Source organism: Paraburkholderia largidicola (assembly GCF_013426895.1).
In the GTDB taxonomy this organism is placed as follows: Bacteria; Pseudomonadota; Gammaproteobacteria; order Burkholderiales; family Burkholderiaceae; genus Paraburkholderia; species Paraburkholderia largidicola.
Genome location: NZ_AP023175.1, coordinates 2,610,931 through 2,626,711, shown reverse-complemented (window position 1 = coordinate 2,626,711; position 15,781 = coordinate 2,610,931). Strand labels below are relative to the sequence as shown.

Below are 15,781 nucleotides of genomic sequence, written 5' to 3'. Positions count from 1 at the left end.
ATACGCCGCAGGGCTTCGCGCTACTGGCCTTCAGGCCGCGATGATGTTGTGGTCCGGCCCATACGGAAAACCGGTGATGTTGGTCGCGCCCTTCTCGCCGATCACGAGAATGTCGTGCTCACGGTAACCGCCCGCGCCCGGCTGGCCTTCCGGCAACATGATCATCGGCTCCATTGAGACGACCATGTTCGGCTCCAGCACCGTCTCGATGTCTTCGCGCAATTCGAGGCCGGCTTCGCGTCCGTAGTAGTGGGACAACACGCCGAAAGAATGGCCGTAGCCGAACGTGCGGTATTTGAGCAGGCCATACTCGGCGTAGATCTTGTTCAGTTCATTCGCGATATCGCAGCAGCGCGCACCCGGCTTGATGAGTTTGAGCCCGGCTTCATGCACCTCGACATTCACCTTCCAGAGCCGCAGATGCTCGTCCGGGCAATGATCGAAGAACATCGTGCGTTCGAGTGCCGTGTAGTAACCCGCGATCATCGAAAAGCAGTTCAGGCTCAGGATGTCGCCCTTTTGCACCTTGCGCGTCGTCACAGGGTTGTGTGCGCCGTCGGTATTGATGCCGGACTGAAACCACGTCCACGTATCCATCAGTTCCGAATCGGGAAAGCGCCGCGCGATTTCACGCACCATGGCCTGCGTCGATGCCAGCGCCACTTCGTGCTCAGGCACGCCTTCGTGCACGGCTGCCGCGAGCGCCGCGCCACCCACGTCGCACACATTCGCGCCGTGTTTGATCACTTCGATTTCTTCCGCGGACTTGATCATGCGCATCCGCATGGTCTGCGCGCTGATGTCGACGAACTCGACGGACGACAGCGCGGCCTTCAGTTTGCCCAGTACTTCGACGGGGATCTGATCGAACTCGACGCCCACGCGTCCCTTGTTGTCGATCTCGCCCTGTACGGCACGAAAGAAGTTGTCACGCTGCCAGTCGGTATAGACCACGTTGTAGTCGCCGACGGTACGACGCCACGGCTGTCCGCCATCGATATTCGCCGAGATCGACACGACTTTCCTGTCCGTCACGACCAGCCCGTACTTGCGGCCGAACGAGCAGTAAAGAAAATCCGCGTAATAGTTGATGTTGTGATACGAGGTGAACAATACGGCGTCGATGTTCTCGCGCGCCATCAGTTCACGCAGCTTGCCTTGACGGCCTGCATATTCGGCATCGGAGAAAGTGTGCTTCACTTTCTCGCCGTTCTCGATCCGGATCAGGTTCTCCAGTTTCATGCGCTCGACTCCTCGGTGAAAAATGCAGTGGAAGTGAGCGAATGTTAGGAGTGTGGTGATTCAGAATATTTCCCGATACGACATCAGACTCTTCATTTTCGACATTGAGGGTTAACCACAAGGGAGCGTGACGGGGGAATTTCAGAGGCTTATAGCGCCTTTTGATAACGCCTGCGGTCCGCCATCGGCGAGATGTGAAACTGCGCCTTGTAGCGGGTCGCAAAATGCGTCAGCGAAGTAAAACCCGTGCGTGCGCAAACTTCTTCGAGGGACTTTGCCGTTCGGTAGAGCAACTGCCTCGCGCGCAACAAGCGAATTTCCAGGTAAGCCTGCGCGGGCGTCTTGCCTAGCCGCTCCTGAAACCAGCGTTCGAGTTGCCGCTGCGAGACTTCGAGAAACGACGCGATCTCCGCTACCGACAAGGTCTCTTCGACATTGCTCTCCATGACCTGCAGCGCTTCATCCAGTTTCGCGTGCTCGGCACCGATGTACTGCCGCAGCGACGTGACCTGTCGTTGCTCATGACTGCGCCGCTCCGCGACCAGCAGTTCGAGTACGCGCGCTGCCAGCGAATGGCTTCCGGGCGGCATGCCGAGCAGATGAATCATGAGATCCAGCGGCGCTACGCCGCCGCTGCACGTATAGCGGTCGCGGTCGACCTCATACAGGCGGTTCGACACTGTGAGTTTGGGGAACTGCTCGAGTAACACGTCCTGATCTTCCCAGTGGATCGTGCATCGATAGCCGTTGAGCAGACCGGCTCGCGCCAGAAAATAGCTGCCCGTGTCGAGGCCGCCGAGTGCCGTCCCACTGCGTGCGTGCAAGCGCAACCAGTCCAGCACAGCGCCGATCCCCTTGCGCGGAATCGGATTGGGCCCGACGACGAAGACGGCGTCGAACTTGCCGGCTTCCGCCATCGACGTGTCGGGCATCACGCGGATCCCATCGCTGGAACACACGTATTCGTCGCTTGCCCCGATCAGCTGGTACTCGTAGACCTTCCGCTCGATCAGCATGTTCGCGATTCGCAACGGATCCACGGCGGTGCCCAACGCGATCAGCGAGAAGTTGTCCAGCAGCAGAAATCCATAACGCGTGACGCGCAAGTCATGCAGTCCTGCATCGAGGCGACTTTCGTGGCGAGTTTCAATGGTTGACGACATGACCGGTTATAGCAGGGGGTAAAGAATATGCACGCATCATAGCCGCAGCGCGTTGGAAACCTCTCACATCACGGCAGATGCCAGGAACGATCGCCCGACGGATTGGCATATGTCAGGGATTTCACCAAGTATTCGCGCAATGACTGCTGTGCGACGCTATAGCCAGTGCCATTCCTCATGGAGACAGGCATGCAATCTGAGACACACAAGAAAGCGGCAGTCGGAGCTTTTCTTAATCGGTCGGCTCTGTTCCTGCTGATGTTGCCAGTTGCCTGCTTTTTATGGGCACTCCACGCCTACCCGCTTCACGAAGCATGCTGGCTTGGCTTCGCCGCCGCCATCTATGGCTGGCCAGTGGCTGGAATCCTCTTTGTCATCGCCGCGGGCTTTCACGTCGGCGCTGCCACCCGTCAGCGAGCGGAAATAACCGCCGAATTGAGGAAGGCACTCGGGCATTAGTTCTCGCTCGGCGGGTACGTGTGCGGGGCACTCGACGGCCCCAGCCGGGAACCCGATGACGACGTTCGTCGAAAGCTGCTCCGGAAGGCTTCGGTGCGCGGCTGAGTGGGCTGTCCTCGTGCCGCACAAGGCTATGCCGAAACGACGCACGTTGATCGTGCGGTCGCGGAACCGTCTCTGAAAATGCAACGCCCCAGACTCTGCTTCAAGAGGCCTGGGGCGTTTTTAATTGGCTCGAATTATTCTGCAATGCGTTTGAAACTGGCGTAGTAGTCCTCGGTGTAATAGCAGTCGGTGGTTTGCTTGCGTGGTCCACCACATACGATGCGGCGTAGCCCGCGATCCGTTGAACCAGGCGTGCGAACTGTGTATGCGTGGTAGTAGCCCCGCGGATGCTGCGGCAGCAAAGACGCGCTGTTGCGGAACAACACACCGTCCTCGCCAAAAGGAAAAGGACCGCCCGCTTTGATCAGACGCAGTGTCTCAGCTGCTTCCCCTGGCAACTGAGCTTTGGTGATGGCGGCCGGCGTGCTCCGCTCCTGCGCGCCCGATGCAGCGGGTGTGCCACTCGCGGCCTGCCCAGGCTGCGGCAGCGCCTGACTCGCAGATGCGTCAGGATTCTGAGTGGCATTTTGCGATCCGTCCTTGTTGCATCCGCTGAGGATCGCGCCCAAGGCGAGGATGCAGGAGAAAGCCCACGCTCGTTTCACGAAACGGTTATCTCCGGGTTGACCAGCATTCGACGATCACGAACGATTTCAGGGTATCGCTAATGGCACGGTGAATCAACGTCGCCGTGACCGATCTTGCGTTGATGCGTGTTCGGCGCAATCGTGCAGAAATGCATCGCCTCGATGTTGTACTAGAGGAAGCTGGTTTGCCGTATTTATGGCGTCCGTCGATGAACGCAGATGCATCGTCAATCGTTCCCATGCATTACTGAGTGTCCCCGTGCGACAAACTCGCTGTCCTGTCACTTCCGTGGCTGGCAATCCATTCGACGCACTATAATTTTCTTGCGTTTCGGAAGGCAGGTCCGAAACATCCAAGGACGGTAATTCAGTTTTCCGCTGTCGCGCAGTCGTGAGGTGCTCCAATGAAGCGCATCGTACTGCAAGTGCTGACGATCGTTTTCGCGGCCTGCTCGATAGTCGGCTGCGCCGACACCCCTTCCACGACGGCTGGACGCGATTACCAGAGCCGCGCTGTCTCTCGCGCCAATGGCGACCTGCGCGTGTCGACAGCGGTACTTTCGTCGGATGAAAGCCGCTCTCTATACCAGGCAGAACTCGCCAAAAAGAAAATTCAGCCTGTCTGGATCGAAGTCGAGAATAACGACCATCGCAGCTATTTCCTGATGAGTCCGGGACTGGATCCAAACTTCTTTCCGCCTTCAGAAGCAGCCGAAGCATTCGACAGTGACGCGACGCAGCAACAACAGAGCGCACTCGACCAACGCTTTAATGCAGTCGCTTTTCGCAATCCTGTTCTGCCCGGCCAGACGGCATCCGGCTTCGTGCTGACCAACCTCAGTGAAGGCGCGAAGCTGGTCGAGGTGGACCTCGTCGCAAGCGGGCGGGCCCAGACGTTCTCGATCCTCACCGTCGTCCCCGGGTTTCAGGCCGACTACAAGACCAGCAACGTTTTCAAGCGCGCAGCTGACCCGGACATTCCTGTCGTCGACTATACGGATGACGACGCCTTCCGCTCGGCGCTCGAAGCCTTGCCATGCTGCCTCACCAACAAGGACGGTTCGAAGAATGGCGACCCCATCAACCTGGTGATCGTGGGCGGTCTCGACGACGCCTTTCCCGCGCTGGTGCGGCGCGGCTGGAGTCCGACCGAGCAGAAGTGGTCAGGCGCGATCTGGAAGATGGTGACGTCCGCGCTCTCCGGCGAACCCTATGTCAACGCGCCCGTGAGCGATCTCTATCTGTTCGGCCGCGCACAGGATCTCGCGCTGCAAAAAGCGCGCGACACCATTCACCAGCGCAACCATTTGCGGCTCTGGCTCACCACCATGCGCTATCACGGCAAATCCGTGTGGGTCGGACAGATCAGCCGCGACATTGGTGTTCGCCTCACCGTTCATTCGCCGACGCTCACGACGCACAAGATCGATCCTGACGTGGACGAGGCGCGCACGGCGCTAACGGAAGACATGGCCTACTCGCAGAGCCTCGTGAAGCTCGGTCTCGTCGCGGGTGTGGGTGCTGCGCCGCAAAGCGCGCCGCGCGAAAACCTGACAACCGATCCGTACTACACGGATGGTTATCGCCAGGTGCTCGTATTCGACCATGCGCCGAGATCGCTTGCGGAGATCGAGCTATTCCCCTGGGTCGCCGATGACGCGTTCAGGGGAACATCGTCCGGGGGCAAACGATGAACGCCGTGCGCCCCCTAAGTCGTGCGTTGATGCGCACGATGTTCAAGGCGAGCCTTGCGCTTGCCATCGCCGGCTGCTCGACATGGCAGCCCCCGCCGCATGCCGACGACGGCCCATTGCGCACGCGTGCCGTAAGCGCCACCAATCGCGATGTGCGCGTCAGCGCAGCCGTGCTGGGCAGTGAAGACAGCGTGCGCATGTTCGGTGTCGATATCGACAAAACGCATGTGCAGTCGGTTTGGGTCGAAGTGCAGAATGGGACATCGCAGCCGCTATGGCTGCTGCGCTCGGGTACGGATCCGGACTACTTCTCGCCGCATGAAGTCGCGTGGTCGTTTCACAAGCTGTTTGGCGGCGCAACGAATACGCAGATCGACGACTACTTCACCGACCTCGGATTCAAAAACCCGATACCACCGGGAGAGACGCGCAGCGGTGTACTGTTCACGAACCCGGATCGCGTGACCAAGCTCGTCAATATCGATCTGTTCGGTAGTCAAACGCTGATCCCGTTCACGCTCTTTGCGCCCGTGCCAGGCGGTACATCAGTCACGCAACCCGGACAGTTCCTGTTCGCGTATCCCGAAACCTCGATCACGGACTGCCCGGATCTCGCGTCGCTGCGGGCCGCACTGGAACGCCTGCCATGCTGTGCCACCAACGCGGATGGCACCGCCAATGCCGATCCGCTCAACGCAGTGCTCGTCGGCCAGCTTACCGACATCGGAGCGGCGATGGTGCGGCGCAACTATCGACGCGACTTGCGCGAGTCCGACGCCGTGCAGAGAGTGTTCGGGCGCGAGGCGGATGCCGTCGGGCGCAAGCAGGCGCAGGGCGGCGCGCCCGCCACCTGGATACGCGGATGGCTCACGCCGATCCGCTTTCAGGGACAACCGGTCTATATCGCGCAAGTTGGCCGCCCTGTTGGCGGACGCTTCGTACCGCGCGGTGACGCGCACCTCATCCTGCAAGGCAACGTCGACGAAGCGCGCAACTTCCTGATCCAGGACCTGATGTACTCGGGCGGTCTCGACAAGCTCGGCTTCGTGTACGGTGTCGGCGAGGCAACGACCGGGCAGCCCCGGACGACGCTCGACAACGCAACCTACTATACGGATGGGCTGCGCGCAGTGATGTTCTTTGCAACGCGGCCGCTCAGTTTCTCGGATGTGCAACTTATCGACTGGGTGCCGTTTATCGAGCAACGCGAAGCGATCCGGCGTGGAGAAACGGGCGATGCACCCAAGTGACCTGAGCTTCGCTCGCCCGGCAGCAGCCATGACCGCGGCATGCGTCGCTCTGCTGCTCGGCGCATGCGCGACGAAACCGCTCGTTCCGTATTCGACCGATACCCCTCCGCTGGCACTCGTTCCGGCATCGCAGGCGGGCGTGCTGGACAAGCGTGGGCACTTCCGCGAGATCTATTGCGCCGTCCTCGAAGCGCACGGCGCCGCATTGCCCGACTACCGGCCTTGTGACGACGCGCTGACGCGCGTAGGCGACGAGCCGCCCGGCACCGGCAAGCCCGTCGATCTGAAGCCGTCGGAACGGCACCTGGTCGCTGCAGTCGTCGCCGGGATCGGATACGACTGCTTCAAACCTTGGCTGAATACGCAAGGCACGGTCGTCGCGAATCTGCGCCAGTCCGGCTATGACGGCATGCTGCTCGATGTCGATGCGCTGTCGGGTTCGGCGAATAACGCGCGGCAGATCCGCGACGCCATCATGGCCATGCCGCCTCCCGGAGGCGCACCGCGCGTCGTGCTGATCGGTTATTCGAAGGGCGCGCCCGACATTCTTGAAGCCGTGGTGGCCTACCCGGAGATCCGCGCCCGCATAGCGGCGGTCGTCAGCGCGGCGGGCGCGGTAGGCGGGTCGCCACTCGCGAACGACGCGGAGCAGTACCAGGCCGATCTGATGAGGCACTTCCCGGGGGCGATGTGCACCCCTGGCGACGGGGGCGCGGTGCAGAGCCTGCGGCCCGCCGTACGCAAGGCGTGGCTCGCGCAGCATCCGCTTCCGGACGAGGTGCACTTCTATTCGCTCGTGACCTTCCCGCAGCAGGAACGGATTTCGTCGATTCTAAAATCGAGCTATGACAAGCTCGCGCGGATCGATTCACGCAACGATAGTCAGGTCATTTTCTACGATCAGTTGATACCTGGAAGTACTCTTCTTGGCTATGTAAACGCCGATCACTGGGCGCTCGCCGTGCCCATTGCCAGGACGCATCCCACGATCGGCGCGTTGTTCGTCACGCAGAATGCCTATCCGCGTGAGGCGCTGACAGAGGCGATTCTGCGCTTCGTTGAAGAGGATCTGATGACGTCCTCGAAGTGAATGGGCGCGTCAATGTTCGCCGGAATCGACGAGTTCTGATGGGGAATATGCGGGATCGTGAAGCGGGCCATTTCGGCCTGAGCCCCTCGCCGGGCGCGCGACATTAAAAACATGCGCCCCAAACGCCAAGACCCCGCTTTTGAGGGCGGGGTCTTGGTTGATATAGGGAGCCTGACGATTACCTACTTTCACACGGGCAATCCGCACTATCATCGGCGTGGAGTCGTTTCACGGTCCTGTTCGGGATGGGAAGGGGTGGGACCGACTCGCTATGGTCATCAGGCTTTGACGGGTTGCTGCGTCGCGGTTTTGCGCGCCACAGCCAATCTGGAAGAAGCGTAAAGAGGGGGGTTGTGTTGTTTAATCTGGCACAACACTGATCTCAACCTGTGTGTCCTGATACCTCCTCTGGAGGTTCACAGTATCCCCTTCGGGGATCGGACCAGCGTAAGCGCTGAAGCGCTAACGCTGGTCGAGACACACCTGTTATAGGATCAAGCCTTACGGGCAATTAGTATCAGTTAGCTTAACGCATTACTGCGCTTCCACACCTGACCTATCAACGTCCTGGTCTTGAACGACCCTTCAAGGGGCTCGAAGCCCCGGGGATATCTCATCTCAAGGCGAGTTTCCCGCTTAGATGCTTTCAGCGGTTATCTCTTCCGAACATAGCTACCCGGCGATGCCACTGGCGTGACAACCGGTACACCAGAGGTTCGTCCACTCCGGTCCTCTCGTACTAGGAGCAGCCCCCTTCAAATATCCAGCGCCCACGGCAGATAGGGACCAAACTGTCTCACGACGTTTTAAACCCAGCTCACGTACCTCTTTAAATGGCGAACAGCCATACCCTTGGGACCGGCTACAGCCCCAGGATGAGATGAGCCGACATCGAGGTGCCAAACACCGCCGTCGATATGAACTCTTGGGCGGTATCAGCCTGTTATCCCCAGAGTACCTTTTATCCGTTGAGCGATGGCCCTTCCATACAGAACCACCGGATCACTATGACCTGCTTTCGCACCTGCTCGACTTGTCGGTCTCGCAGTTAAGCACGCTTATGCCATTGCACTATCAGCACGATTTCCGACCGTACCTAGCGTACCTTCGTACTCCTCCGTTACACTTTGGGAGGAGACCGCCCCAGTCAAACTGCCCACCATGCACTGTCCCCAACCCGGATCACGGGCCAAGGTTAGAACCTCAAACAAACCAGGGTGGTATTTCAAGGACGGCTCCACGCAAACTGGCGTTCACGCTTCATAGCCTCCCACCTATCCTACACAGATCGGTTCAAAGTCCAATGCAAAGCTACAGTAAAGGTTCATGGGGTCTTTCCGTCTAGCCGCGGGGAGATTGCATCATCACAAACACTTCAACTTCGCTGAGTCTCGGGAGGAGACAGTGTGGCCATCGTTACGCCATTCGTGCAGGTCGGAACTTACCCGACAAGGAATTTCGCTACCTTAGGACCGTTATAGTTACGGCCGCCGTTTACCGGGACTTCAATCAAGAGCTTGCACCCCATCATTTAATCTTCCGGCACCGGGCAGGCGTCACACCCTATACGTCCACTTTCGTGTTTGCAGAGTGCTGTGTTTTTATTAAACAGTCGCAGCCACCAGTTTATTGCAACCCCTTCACCCTTTGCCCGCAGGGGCATCAAGCTACAGGGGCGTACCTTATCCCGAAGTTACGGTACCAATTTGCCGAGTTCCTTCTCCCGAGTTCTCTCAAGCGCCTTAGAATACTCATCTCGCCCACCTGTGTCGGTTTGCGGTACGGTCAATGTGAAACTGAAGCTTAGAGGCTTTTCCTGGAACCCCTTCCGATTGCTTCGCTTCCGAAGAAGCTCGCGCCACGCCCTTGAATTCCGTGCCCGGATTTGCCAGAGCACCTTCTCCAACGCAGCGACCGGGACTTCCAACACCCGGACAACCTTCCGCGATCCGTCCCCCCATCGCATTTCACACTGGTGCAGGAATATTGACCTGCTTCCCATCAGCTACGCATTTCTGCCTCGCCTTAGGGGCCGACTCACCCTACGCCGATGAACGTTGCGTAGGAAACCTTGGGCTTACGGCGAGGGGGCCTTTCACCCCCTTTATCGCTACTCATGTCAGCATTCGCACTTCCGATACCTCCAGCACGCTTTTCAACGCACCTTCGCAGGCTTACGGAACGCTCTCCTACCATGCACATAAATGTGCATCCGCAGCTTCGGTATATGACTTAGCCCCGTTACATCTTCCGCGCAGGACGACTCGATCAGTGAGCTATTACGCTTTCTTTAAAGGGTGGCTGCTTCTAAGCCAACCTCCTGACTGTTTTAGCCTTCCCACTTCGTTTCCCACTTAGTCATATTTGGGGACCTTAGCTGGCGGTCTGGGTTGTTTCCCTCTTGACACCGGACGTTAGCACCCGATGTCTGTCTCCCGTGATTGCACTCTTCGGTATTCGGAGTTTGCTATGGCGAAGTAATCCGCAATGGACCCTTCAACCATGACAGTGCTCTACCCCCGAAGGTGATACACGAGGCACTACCTAAATAGTTTTCGGAGAGAACCAGCTATTTCCAGGTTTGTTTAGCCTTTCACCCCTATCCACAGCTCATCCCCTAACTTTTCAACGTTAGTGGGTTCGGACCTCCAGTACGTGTTACCGCACCTTCATCCTGGCCATGGATAGATCACCTGGTTTCGGGTCTACACCCAGCGACTGAATCGCCCTGTTCGGACTCGCTTTCGCTACGCCTGCCCTAATCGGTTAAGCTCGCCACTGAATGTAAGTCGCTGACCCATTATACAAAAGGTACGCCGTCACCCCTTGCGAGGCTCCGACTGTTTGTATGCATGCGGTTTCAGGATCTGTTTCACTCCCCTCCCGGGGTTCTTTTCGCCTTTCCCTCACGGTACTGGTTCACTATCGGTCGATCACGAGTATTTAGCCTTGGAGGATGGTCCCCCCATCTTCAGACAGGATTTCACGTGTCCCGCCCTACTTGTCGTACACCTAGTTCTTCCTCGCTGTTTTCGCCTACGGGGCTATCACCCACTATGGCCGCACTTTCCAGAGCGTTTGGCTAACAACGAAGATAAAGAGTACAGGCTGGTCCCATTTCGCTCGCCACTACTTTGGGAATCTCGGTTGATTTCTGTTCCTGCGGTTACTTAGATGTTTCAGTTCACCGCGTTCGCTTCACATGGCCTATGTATTCAGCCATGGATGACCCATACGGGCCGGGTTTCCCCATTCGGATATCGGAGGATCAAAGCTCGTTTGCCAGCTCCCCTCCGCTTTTCGCAGGCTACCGCGTCCTTCATCGCCTGTGATCGCCAAGGCATCCACCACATGCACTTGTTCGCTTGACCCTATAACGGGTGTGTCTCTCAGTGATTGCTCACCGGATAACATCCGCTACAGGTTGAGTATTCGCGTTGTGCCGTATTCCAGGTTCGTCTTTCGATGAACTCAAAAAATACATTGATACAATCACAACCCTGATTCACCTACTCACGCGCCCATCTCTAAGCACGCTTTCGTGAATCTCTTTACTACTTCTTCCTGATTGTTAAAGAACGACAGCCGATATAAGGCGCTATGCCTTAAATCACTTGCTGACTGGCTCAATTGCCAATGCTTAATGCTCAGTTCGCACTGAACGCTAGGCATTGGGAATTGGTGGAGGATGACGGGATCGAACCGACGACCCCCTGCTTGCAAAGCAGGTGCTCTCCCAGCTGAGCTAATCCCCCAGTCATACAGCGCACAGGGCATATCCAGCCAGCTACATCAGCAGCCACACCAGACAAGGCAATGGTGGGTCTGGATGGATTCGAACCATCGACCCCCGCCTTATCAAGACGGTGCTCTAACCGACTGAGCTACAGACCCCTGAGCCTGTCTTCAATTAACAGCCGACAAGTGTGAGCGCTCAACTTTGAGACGCGAAGCTCTGGAAAGGAGGTGATCCAGCCGCACCTTCCGATACGGCTACCTTGTTACGACTTCACCCCAGTCATGAATCCTACCGTGGTGACCGTCCTCCTTGCGGTTAGACTAGCCACTTCTGGTAAAACCCACTCCCATGGTGTGACGGGCGGTGTGTACAAGACCCGGGAACGTATTCACCGCGGCATGCTGATCCGCGATTACTAGCGATTCCAGCTTCACGCAGTCGAGTTGCAGACTGCGATCCGGACTACGATCGGTTTTCTGGGATTGGCTCCACCTCGCGGCTTGGCAACCCTCTGTTCCGACCATTGTATGACGTGTGAAGCCCTACCCATAAGGGCCATGAGGACTTGACGTCATCCCCACCTTCCTCCGGTTTGTCACCGGCAGTCTCCCTAGAGTGCTCTTGCGTAGCAACTAGGGACAAGGGTTGCGCTCGTTGCGGGACTTAACCCAACATCTCACGACACGAGCTGACGACAGCCATGCAGCACCTGTGTTACGGCTCCCTTTCGGGCACTCCCACCTCTCAGCAGGATTCCGTACATGTCAAGGGTAGGTAAGGTTTTTCGCGTTGCATCGAATTAATCCACATCATCCACCGCTTGTGCGGGTCCCCGTCAATTCCTTTGAGTTTTAATCTTGCGACCGTACTCCCCAGGCGGTCAACTTCACGCGTTAGCTTCGTTACCAAGTCAATGAAGACCCGACAACTAGTTGACATCGTTTAGGGCGTGGACTACCAGGGTATCTAATCCTGTTTGCTCCCCACGCTTTCGTGCATGAGCGTCAGTATTGGCCCAGGGGGCTGCCTTCGCCATCGGTATTCCTCCACATCTCTACGCATTTCACTGCTACACGTGGAATTCTACCCCCCTCTGCCATACTCTAGCCCGCCAGTCACCAATGCAGTTCCCAGGTTAAGCCCGGGGATTTCACATCGGTCTTAGCGAACCGCCTGCGCACGCTTTACGCCCAGTAATTCCGATTAACGCTTGCACCCTACGTATTACCGCGGCTGCTGGCACGTAGTTAGCCGGTGCTTATTCTTCCGGTACCGTCATCCCCCCACCGTATTAGGACGGAGGTTTTCTTTCCGGACAAAAGTGCTTTACAACCCGAAGGCCTTCTTCACACACGCGGCATTGCTGGATCAGGGTTGCCCCCATTGTCCAAAATTCCCCACTGCTGCCTCCCGTAGGAGTCTGGGCCGTGTCTCAGTCCCAGTGTGGCTGGTCGTCCTCTCAGACCAGCTACAGATCGTCGCCTTGGTAGGCCTTTACCCCACCAACTAGCTAATCTGCCATCGGCCGCCCCTTGAGCGCGAGGTCCGAAGATCCCCCGCTTTCCTCCATAGAGCGTATGCGGTATTAATCCGGCTTTCGCCGGGCTATCCCCCACTCCAGGACACGTTCCGATGTATTACTCACCCGTTCGCCACTCGCCGCCAGGGTTGCCCCCGCGCTGCCGTCCGACTTGCATGTGTAAGGCATGCCGCCAGCGTTCAATCTGAGCCAGGATCAAACTCTTCAGTTCAAACCTGTTACTGTTTTTCGGTTCATTTAAGAACCGGTCGCTCACTCAAAATCACTGACGAAAGATCTGATTACTCAAACCTTCCTCAATTACTTCTGTGTGAGACTCGATTACTTTCGCTATTCAGTGACCCGAAAGTCACCGCGCGCCGCCATCGAGCACCCACACTTATCGGCTGTTGATTGTTAAAGAACATTCGCTAAAAAGCCGCTGTTTTCTGCTGCTTTCCTGCGTCTCCGTCGTTTGGAGAGGCCGAATTATGCGGAACCCCCAGGGGGCTGTCAAGCACTTATTTCGCACGATCTACGAAAAGATTGCGATGCCACTTTATTAGGCGCACGCGGACACTTGAGCCCGACACTCTCTGTCGGCGTCCCATTCCTGTTCCATTTCTGCCCACCATATCCGGCTATATTTTTTACGGGTCAAGGAATCCGGACGTTCGCGCGAAGTCACGCTCCCGACGCGGTTCGCATCGGTGCAGGTATTCGCGTGCAACGGATGCTTCGCCGGCAGATCCGGGAGGACCCCGCCGCATGGCTGCATCCGTCTGCTGTTGCCGTGCGTAAAAGAGGAATGACGCGCCGCCGATGGAGAACACGCAATGGATGTGCAGACGGAAACTCATCCCGTTCCGCCGGGGAGCCGTGTTGCTGTCATCGGCTCCGGCATCGCTGGACTTGCGAGTGCGTATCTGCTGGCGCGTCGCCATCGCGTGACGCTTTACGAAGCCGCCGCTTACGCCGGCGGCCACACCAACACGGTCGACGTCGAACTGGACGGCCTCACCCATCCCGTCGATACGGGCTTTGTCGTCTTCAACGATCGCACTTATCCCAACCTGATCGCGCTCTTCAACGAGCTAGGTGTCACGTCACACGAAAGCGACATGACATTTTCCGTCTCGCTCGACCACGGACGACTCGAATGGGCCGGCACCAGTCTGAACACCGTCTTCGCCCAACGGCACAATCTGCTTTCGCCCAGCTTTCTCGGCATGTTGCGCGATATCGTGCGTTTCAATTCCGCGGCTGAAAGGCATCTCGAGGCGGCATCGGCCAGCGGATACTCCGTTGGCGACCTGTTGACGGCGGGCCGCTACGGCGATCCGTTCAGACAACACTATCTGTTGCCGATGGCCGCCGCCATCTGGTCGTGCGCAACCTCTGACGTGCTGCGTTTCCCTGCCGAGACCTTTCTGCGCTTCTGTCTCAACCATGCGCTGTTGCAGGTGAATCGCCGCCCCCGCTGGAAAACGGTGGAAGGCGGTGCACGCGAATACGTGCGCCGGATCATCGCCACACTCGACGACGTGCGCACGAACGAGCCTGTCCTCGCAGTACGCCGCGAGCAAGGCGGCGTTCACGTAACGAGCGTATCCGGCTGCGAGCGCTTCGACGCGGTGATTCTCGCCACGCACGCACCCGACAGTCTGCGCATGCTCGCCGACCCCGAGCCCGACGAACGCCACGTGCTCGGCGCGATCCGCTATCAACCCAATATCGCGTGGCTACATACCGATCTGGCCTTGCTTCCGCGTCGCGAGCGGATATGGTCCGCGTGGAACTACGTGTCGTCGCATGGTGTGGACGGCACGCATCCGGTCTGCGTGAGCTATCTGATCAACCGCCTGCAACCTTTGCCCTTCCAGAGGCCGGTGATCGTGACACTCAATCCGTCGCGGCCGCCCTCGCCCGAATCGGTATTGAAGCGCTTCAACTACGACCATCCACTGCTCGACAGCGCGGCCGTCGCAGCGCAAAGCCGCCTTCCTTCGATACAGCGCACGAGACGCACATGGTTTGCGGGCGCGTGGACAGGGTATGGCTTTCATGAAGACGGGCTGAAATCGGCGCTGCGCATTGCCCGCGACTTCGGCGTCGAACCGTCGTGGTGCGTACGATGAGCGACCATTCATCCGATAGCGCTGGATGGCTGTTGTCCGGGCGCGTGATGCACGAGCGGCTGCGCCCCGCGCATCATCGCTTCGTCTATCCCGTGTTCTGCGTCCGTTGCGATCTGGCAAGGCTTCATGAGCTGGATAGCTGGTGGCTAGGCATCGACCGGCTGCGGCCGTTGAGCCTGCGCATGCGCGACTACGGCGCATGCGACGGCACCGATCCGCTCCTGTGGATACGCGGCAAACTCGCAGACGCGGGCATCGACCTCGACGGCGGCGCCATCTGGCTGCAGACCTGCCCGCGCGTATTCGGCTACGCGTTCAACCCCGTCAGCTTCTGGCTCTGTCACGACCGCGACGGCAATCTGCGCGCGTTGCTCGCTGAAGTGCGCAACACGTTCGGGCAACGTCACGCCTATCTGCTCAAAGCGGGCGACAACGGACCCATCGACGCGCACACCCATCTTCACTGCATTAAGAAGCTACACGTATCGCCGTTTTGCGGCGTCGAAGGACATTACGCATTCCGTATCCACGAAAGCGAGCGCCGATCTTCGATTTTCATCGACTATTACGACGCGCAAGGGCTCCTGATCCGCACCGCCATCTCGCTCGCGAAGCGCCCGCTCACTCGCGGGCACGCGCTGCGCGCACTCATGCGGCAACCGCTGCTCACGGTCGGCGTCATCGCACGCATTCACTGGCAGGCGCTGCGCCTGTGGCTCAAGAAAGTGCCGTTCTACGGCAGCCAGCCGCCCTCGACTCACACACATCCAACAACGATCAACGAGGAATCGTGAC

General features: G+C 58.3%; 9 protein-coding genes, 2 tRNA genes and 3 rRNA genes. 6 read left to right on the top strand and 8 right to left on the bottom strand.

All coding sequences use genetic code 11. The features are described from left to right. Positions 1-30: 30 nt before the first annotated feature. Entirely contained in the window at positions 31-1,242 is a 1,212-nt protein-coding gene (locus PPGU16_RS28485; protein ID WP_180723700.1) for a M24 family metallopeptidase, read from the bottom strand. Between the two features lie 149 nt (positions 1,243-1,391). Next, positions 1,392-2,405 carry a GlxA family transcriptional regulator gene (locus PPGU16_RS28480; RefSeq protein WP_180723699.1) on the bottom strand — a complete coding sequence of 338 codons (1,014 nt, stop codon included), beginning with the start codon at positions 2,403-2,405 and terminating at the stop codon, positions 1,392-1,394. A 189-nt stretch (positions 2,406-2,594) separates the two neighbouring features. Between PPGU16_RS28480 and PPGU16_RS28475 the strand changes: the two genes are divergently transcribed. Further along, positions 2,595-2,864, top strand: coding sequence for a hypothetical protein (locus PPGU16_RS28475; protein WP_180723698.1), 270 nt, complete (start codon positions 2,595-2,597; stop codon positions 2,862-2,864). A gap of 239 nt (positions 2,865-3,103) precedes the next feature. Here PPGU16_RS28475 and PPGU16_RS28470 read toward each other — a convergent pair whose 3' ends face one another. Beyond that, complete coding sequence (locus PPGU16_RS28470; RefSeq protein WP_180723697.1) at positions 3,104-3,574, bottom strand: ribonuclease; 471 nt, start codon at positions 3,572-3,574, stop codon at positions 3,104-3,106. A gap of 386 nt (positions 3,575-3,960) precedes the next feature. On the opposite strand from PPGU16_RS28470, the gene PPGU16_RS28465 reads away from it, so the two are divergent. The 3 genes from PPGU16_RS28465 to PPGU16_RS28455 are packed head-to-tail and all read left to right on the top strand — an operon-like array spanning position 3,961 to position 7,590. Continuing rightward, entirely contained in the window at positions 3,961-5,250 is a 1,290-nt protein-coding gene (locus PPGU16_RS28465) for an LssY C-terminal domain-containing protein (protein ID WP_180723696.1), read from the top strand. Then, entirely contained in the window at positions 5,247-6,500 is a 1,254-nt protein-coding gene (locus PPGU16_RS28460) for an LssY C-terminal domain-containing protein (protein WP_180723695.1), read from the top strand. The genes PPGU16_RS28465 and PPGU16_RS28460 overlap by 4 nt, the downstream gene beginning before the upstream one ends. Beyond that, the gene (locus PPGU16_RS28455; protein ID WP_180723694.1) at positions 6,487-7,590 is read left to right on the top strand and encodes a lipase family protein; all 1,104 of its coding nucleotides are present in this window, start codon (positions 6,487-6,489) and stop codon (positions 7,588-7,590) included. The genes PPGU16_RS28460 and PPGU16_RS28455 overlap by 14 nt, the downstream gene beginning before the upstream one ends. Positions 7,591-7,759: 169 nt before the next feature. On the opposite strand, the gene rrf is transcribed toward PPGU16_RS28455, so the two are convergent. From rrf to PPGU16_RS28430, 5 genes are all read right to left on the bottom strand, one after another. Then, a 5S ribosomal RNA gene (gene rrf, locus PPGU16_RS28450) occupies positions 7,760-7,873 on the bottom strand. A gap of 207 nt (positions 7,874-8,080) precedes the next feature. Continuing rightward, positions 8,081-10,961 (bottom strand): 23S ribosomal RNA (locus PPGU16_RS28445). Between the two features lie 308 nt (positions 10,962-11,269). Continuing rightward, positions 11,270-11,345, bottom strand: a tRNA-Ala gene (locus PPGU16_RS28440). 62 nt (positions 11,346-11,407) lie between these two features. Then, positions 11,408-11,484 (bottom strand) — tRNA-Ile (locus PPGU16_RS28435). A 65-nt stretch (positions 11,485-11,549) separates the two neighbouring features. After that, a 16S ribosomal RNA gene (locus tag PPGU16_RS28430) occupies positions 11,550-13,080 on the bottom strand. Together the 16S, 23S and 5S rRNA genes with 2 tRNA genes alongside form the textbook arrangement of a ribosomal RNA operon. Before the next feature lie 604 nt (positions 13,081-13,684). Here PPGU16_RS28430 and PPGU16_RS28425 point away from each other — a divergent pair. Both PPGU16_RS28425 and PPGU16_RS28420 read left to right on the top strand, forming a co-directional pair. Next, on the top strand, positions 13,685-14,986 hold the full coding sequence (locus PPGU16_RS28425) for an NAD(P)/FAD-dependent oxidoreductase (RefSeq protein WP_180723693.1): 1,302 nt from the start codon (positions 13,685-13,687) through the stop codon (positions 14,984-14,986). Then, complete coding sequence (locus PPGU16_RS28420; protein WP_180723692.1) at positions 14,983-15,780, top strand: DUF1365 domain-containing protein; 798 nt, start codon at positions 14,983-14,985, stop codon at positions 15,778-15,780. The genes PPGU16_RS28425 and PPGU16_RS28420 overlap by 4 nt, the downstream gene beginning before the upstream one ends. Position 15,781: the final 1 nt, after the last annotated feature.

Coding starts and splice junctions, on each gene's coding strand:
- PPGU16_RS28485 (WP_180723700.1), bottom strand. CDS start 1,242: ATGAAACTGGAGAACCTGATCCGGATCGAGAACGGCGAGAAAGTGAAG.
- PPGU16_RS28480 (WP_180723699.1), bottom strand. CDS start 2,405: ATGTCGTCAACCATTGAAACTCGCCACGAAAGTCGCCTCGATGCAGGA.
- PPGU16_RS28475 (WP_180723698.1), top strand. CDS start 2,595: ATGCAATCTGAGACACACAAGAAAGCGGCAGTCGGAGCTTTTCTTAAT.
- PPGU16_RS28465 (WP_180723696.1), top strand. CDS start 3,961: ATGAAGCGCATCGTACTGCAAGTGCTGACGATCGTTTTCGCGGCCTGC.
- PPGU16_RS28460 (WP_180723695.1), top strand. CDS start 5,247: ATGAACGCCGTGCGCCCCCTAAGTCGTGCGTTGATGCGCACGATGTTC.
- PPGU16_RS28455 (WP_180723694.1), top strand. CDS start 6,487: ATGCACCCAAGTGACCTGAGCTTCGCTCGCCCGGCAGCAGCCATGACC.
- PPGU16_RS28425 (WP_180723693.1), top strand. CDS start 13,685: ATGGATGTGCAGACGGAAACTCATCCCGTTCCGCCGGGGAGCCGTGTT.
- PPGU16_RS28420 (WP_180723692.1), top strand. CDS start 14,983: ATGAGCGACCATTCATCCGATAGCGCTGGATGGCTGTTGTCCGGGCGC.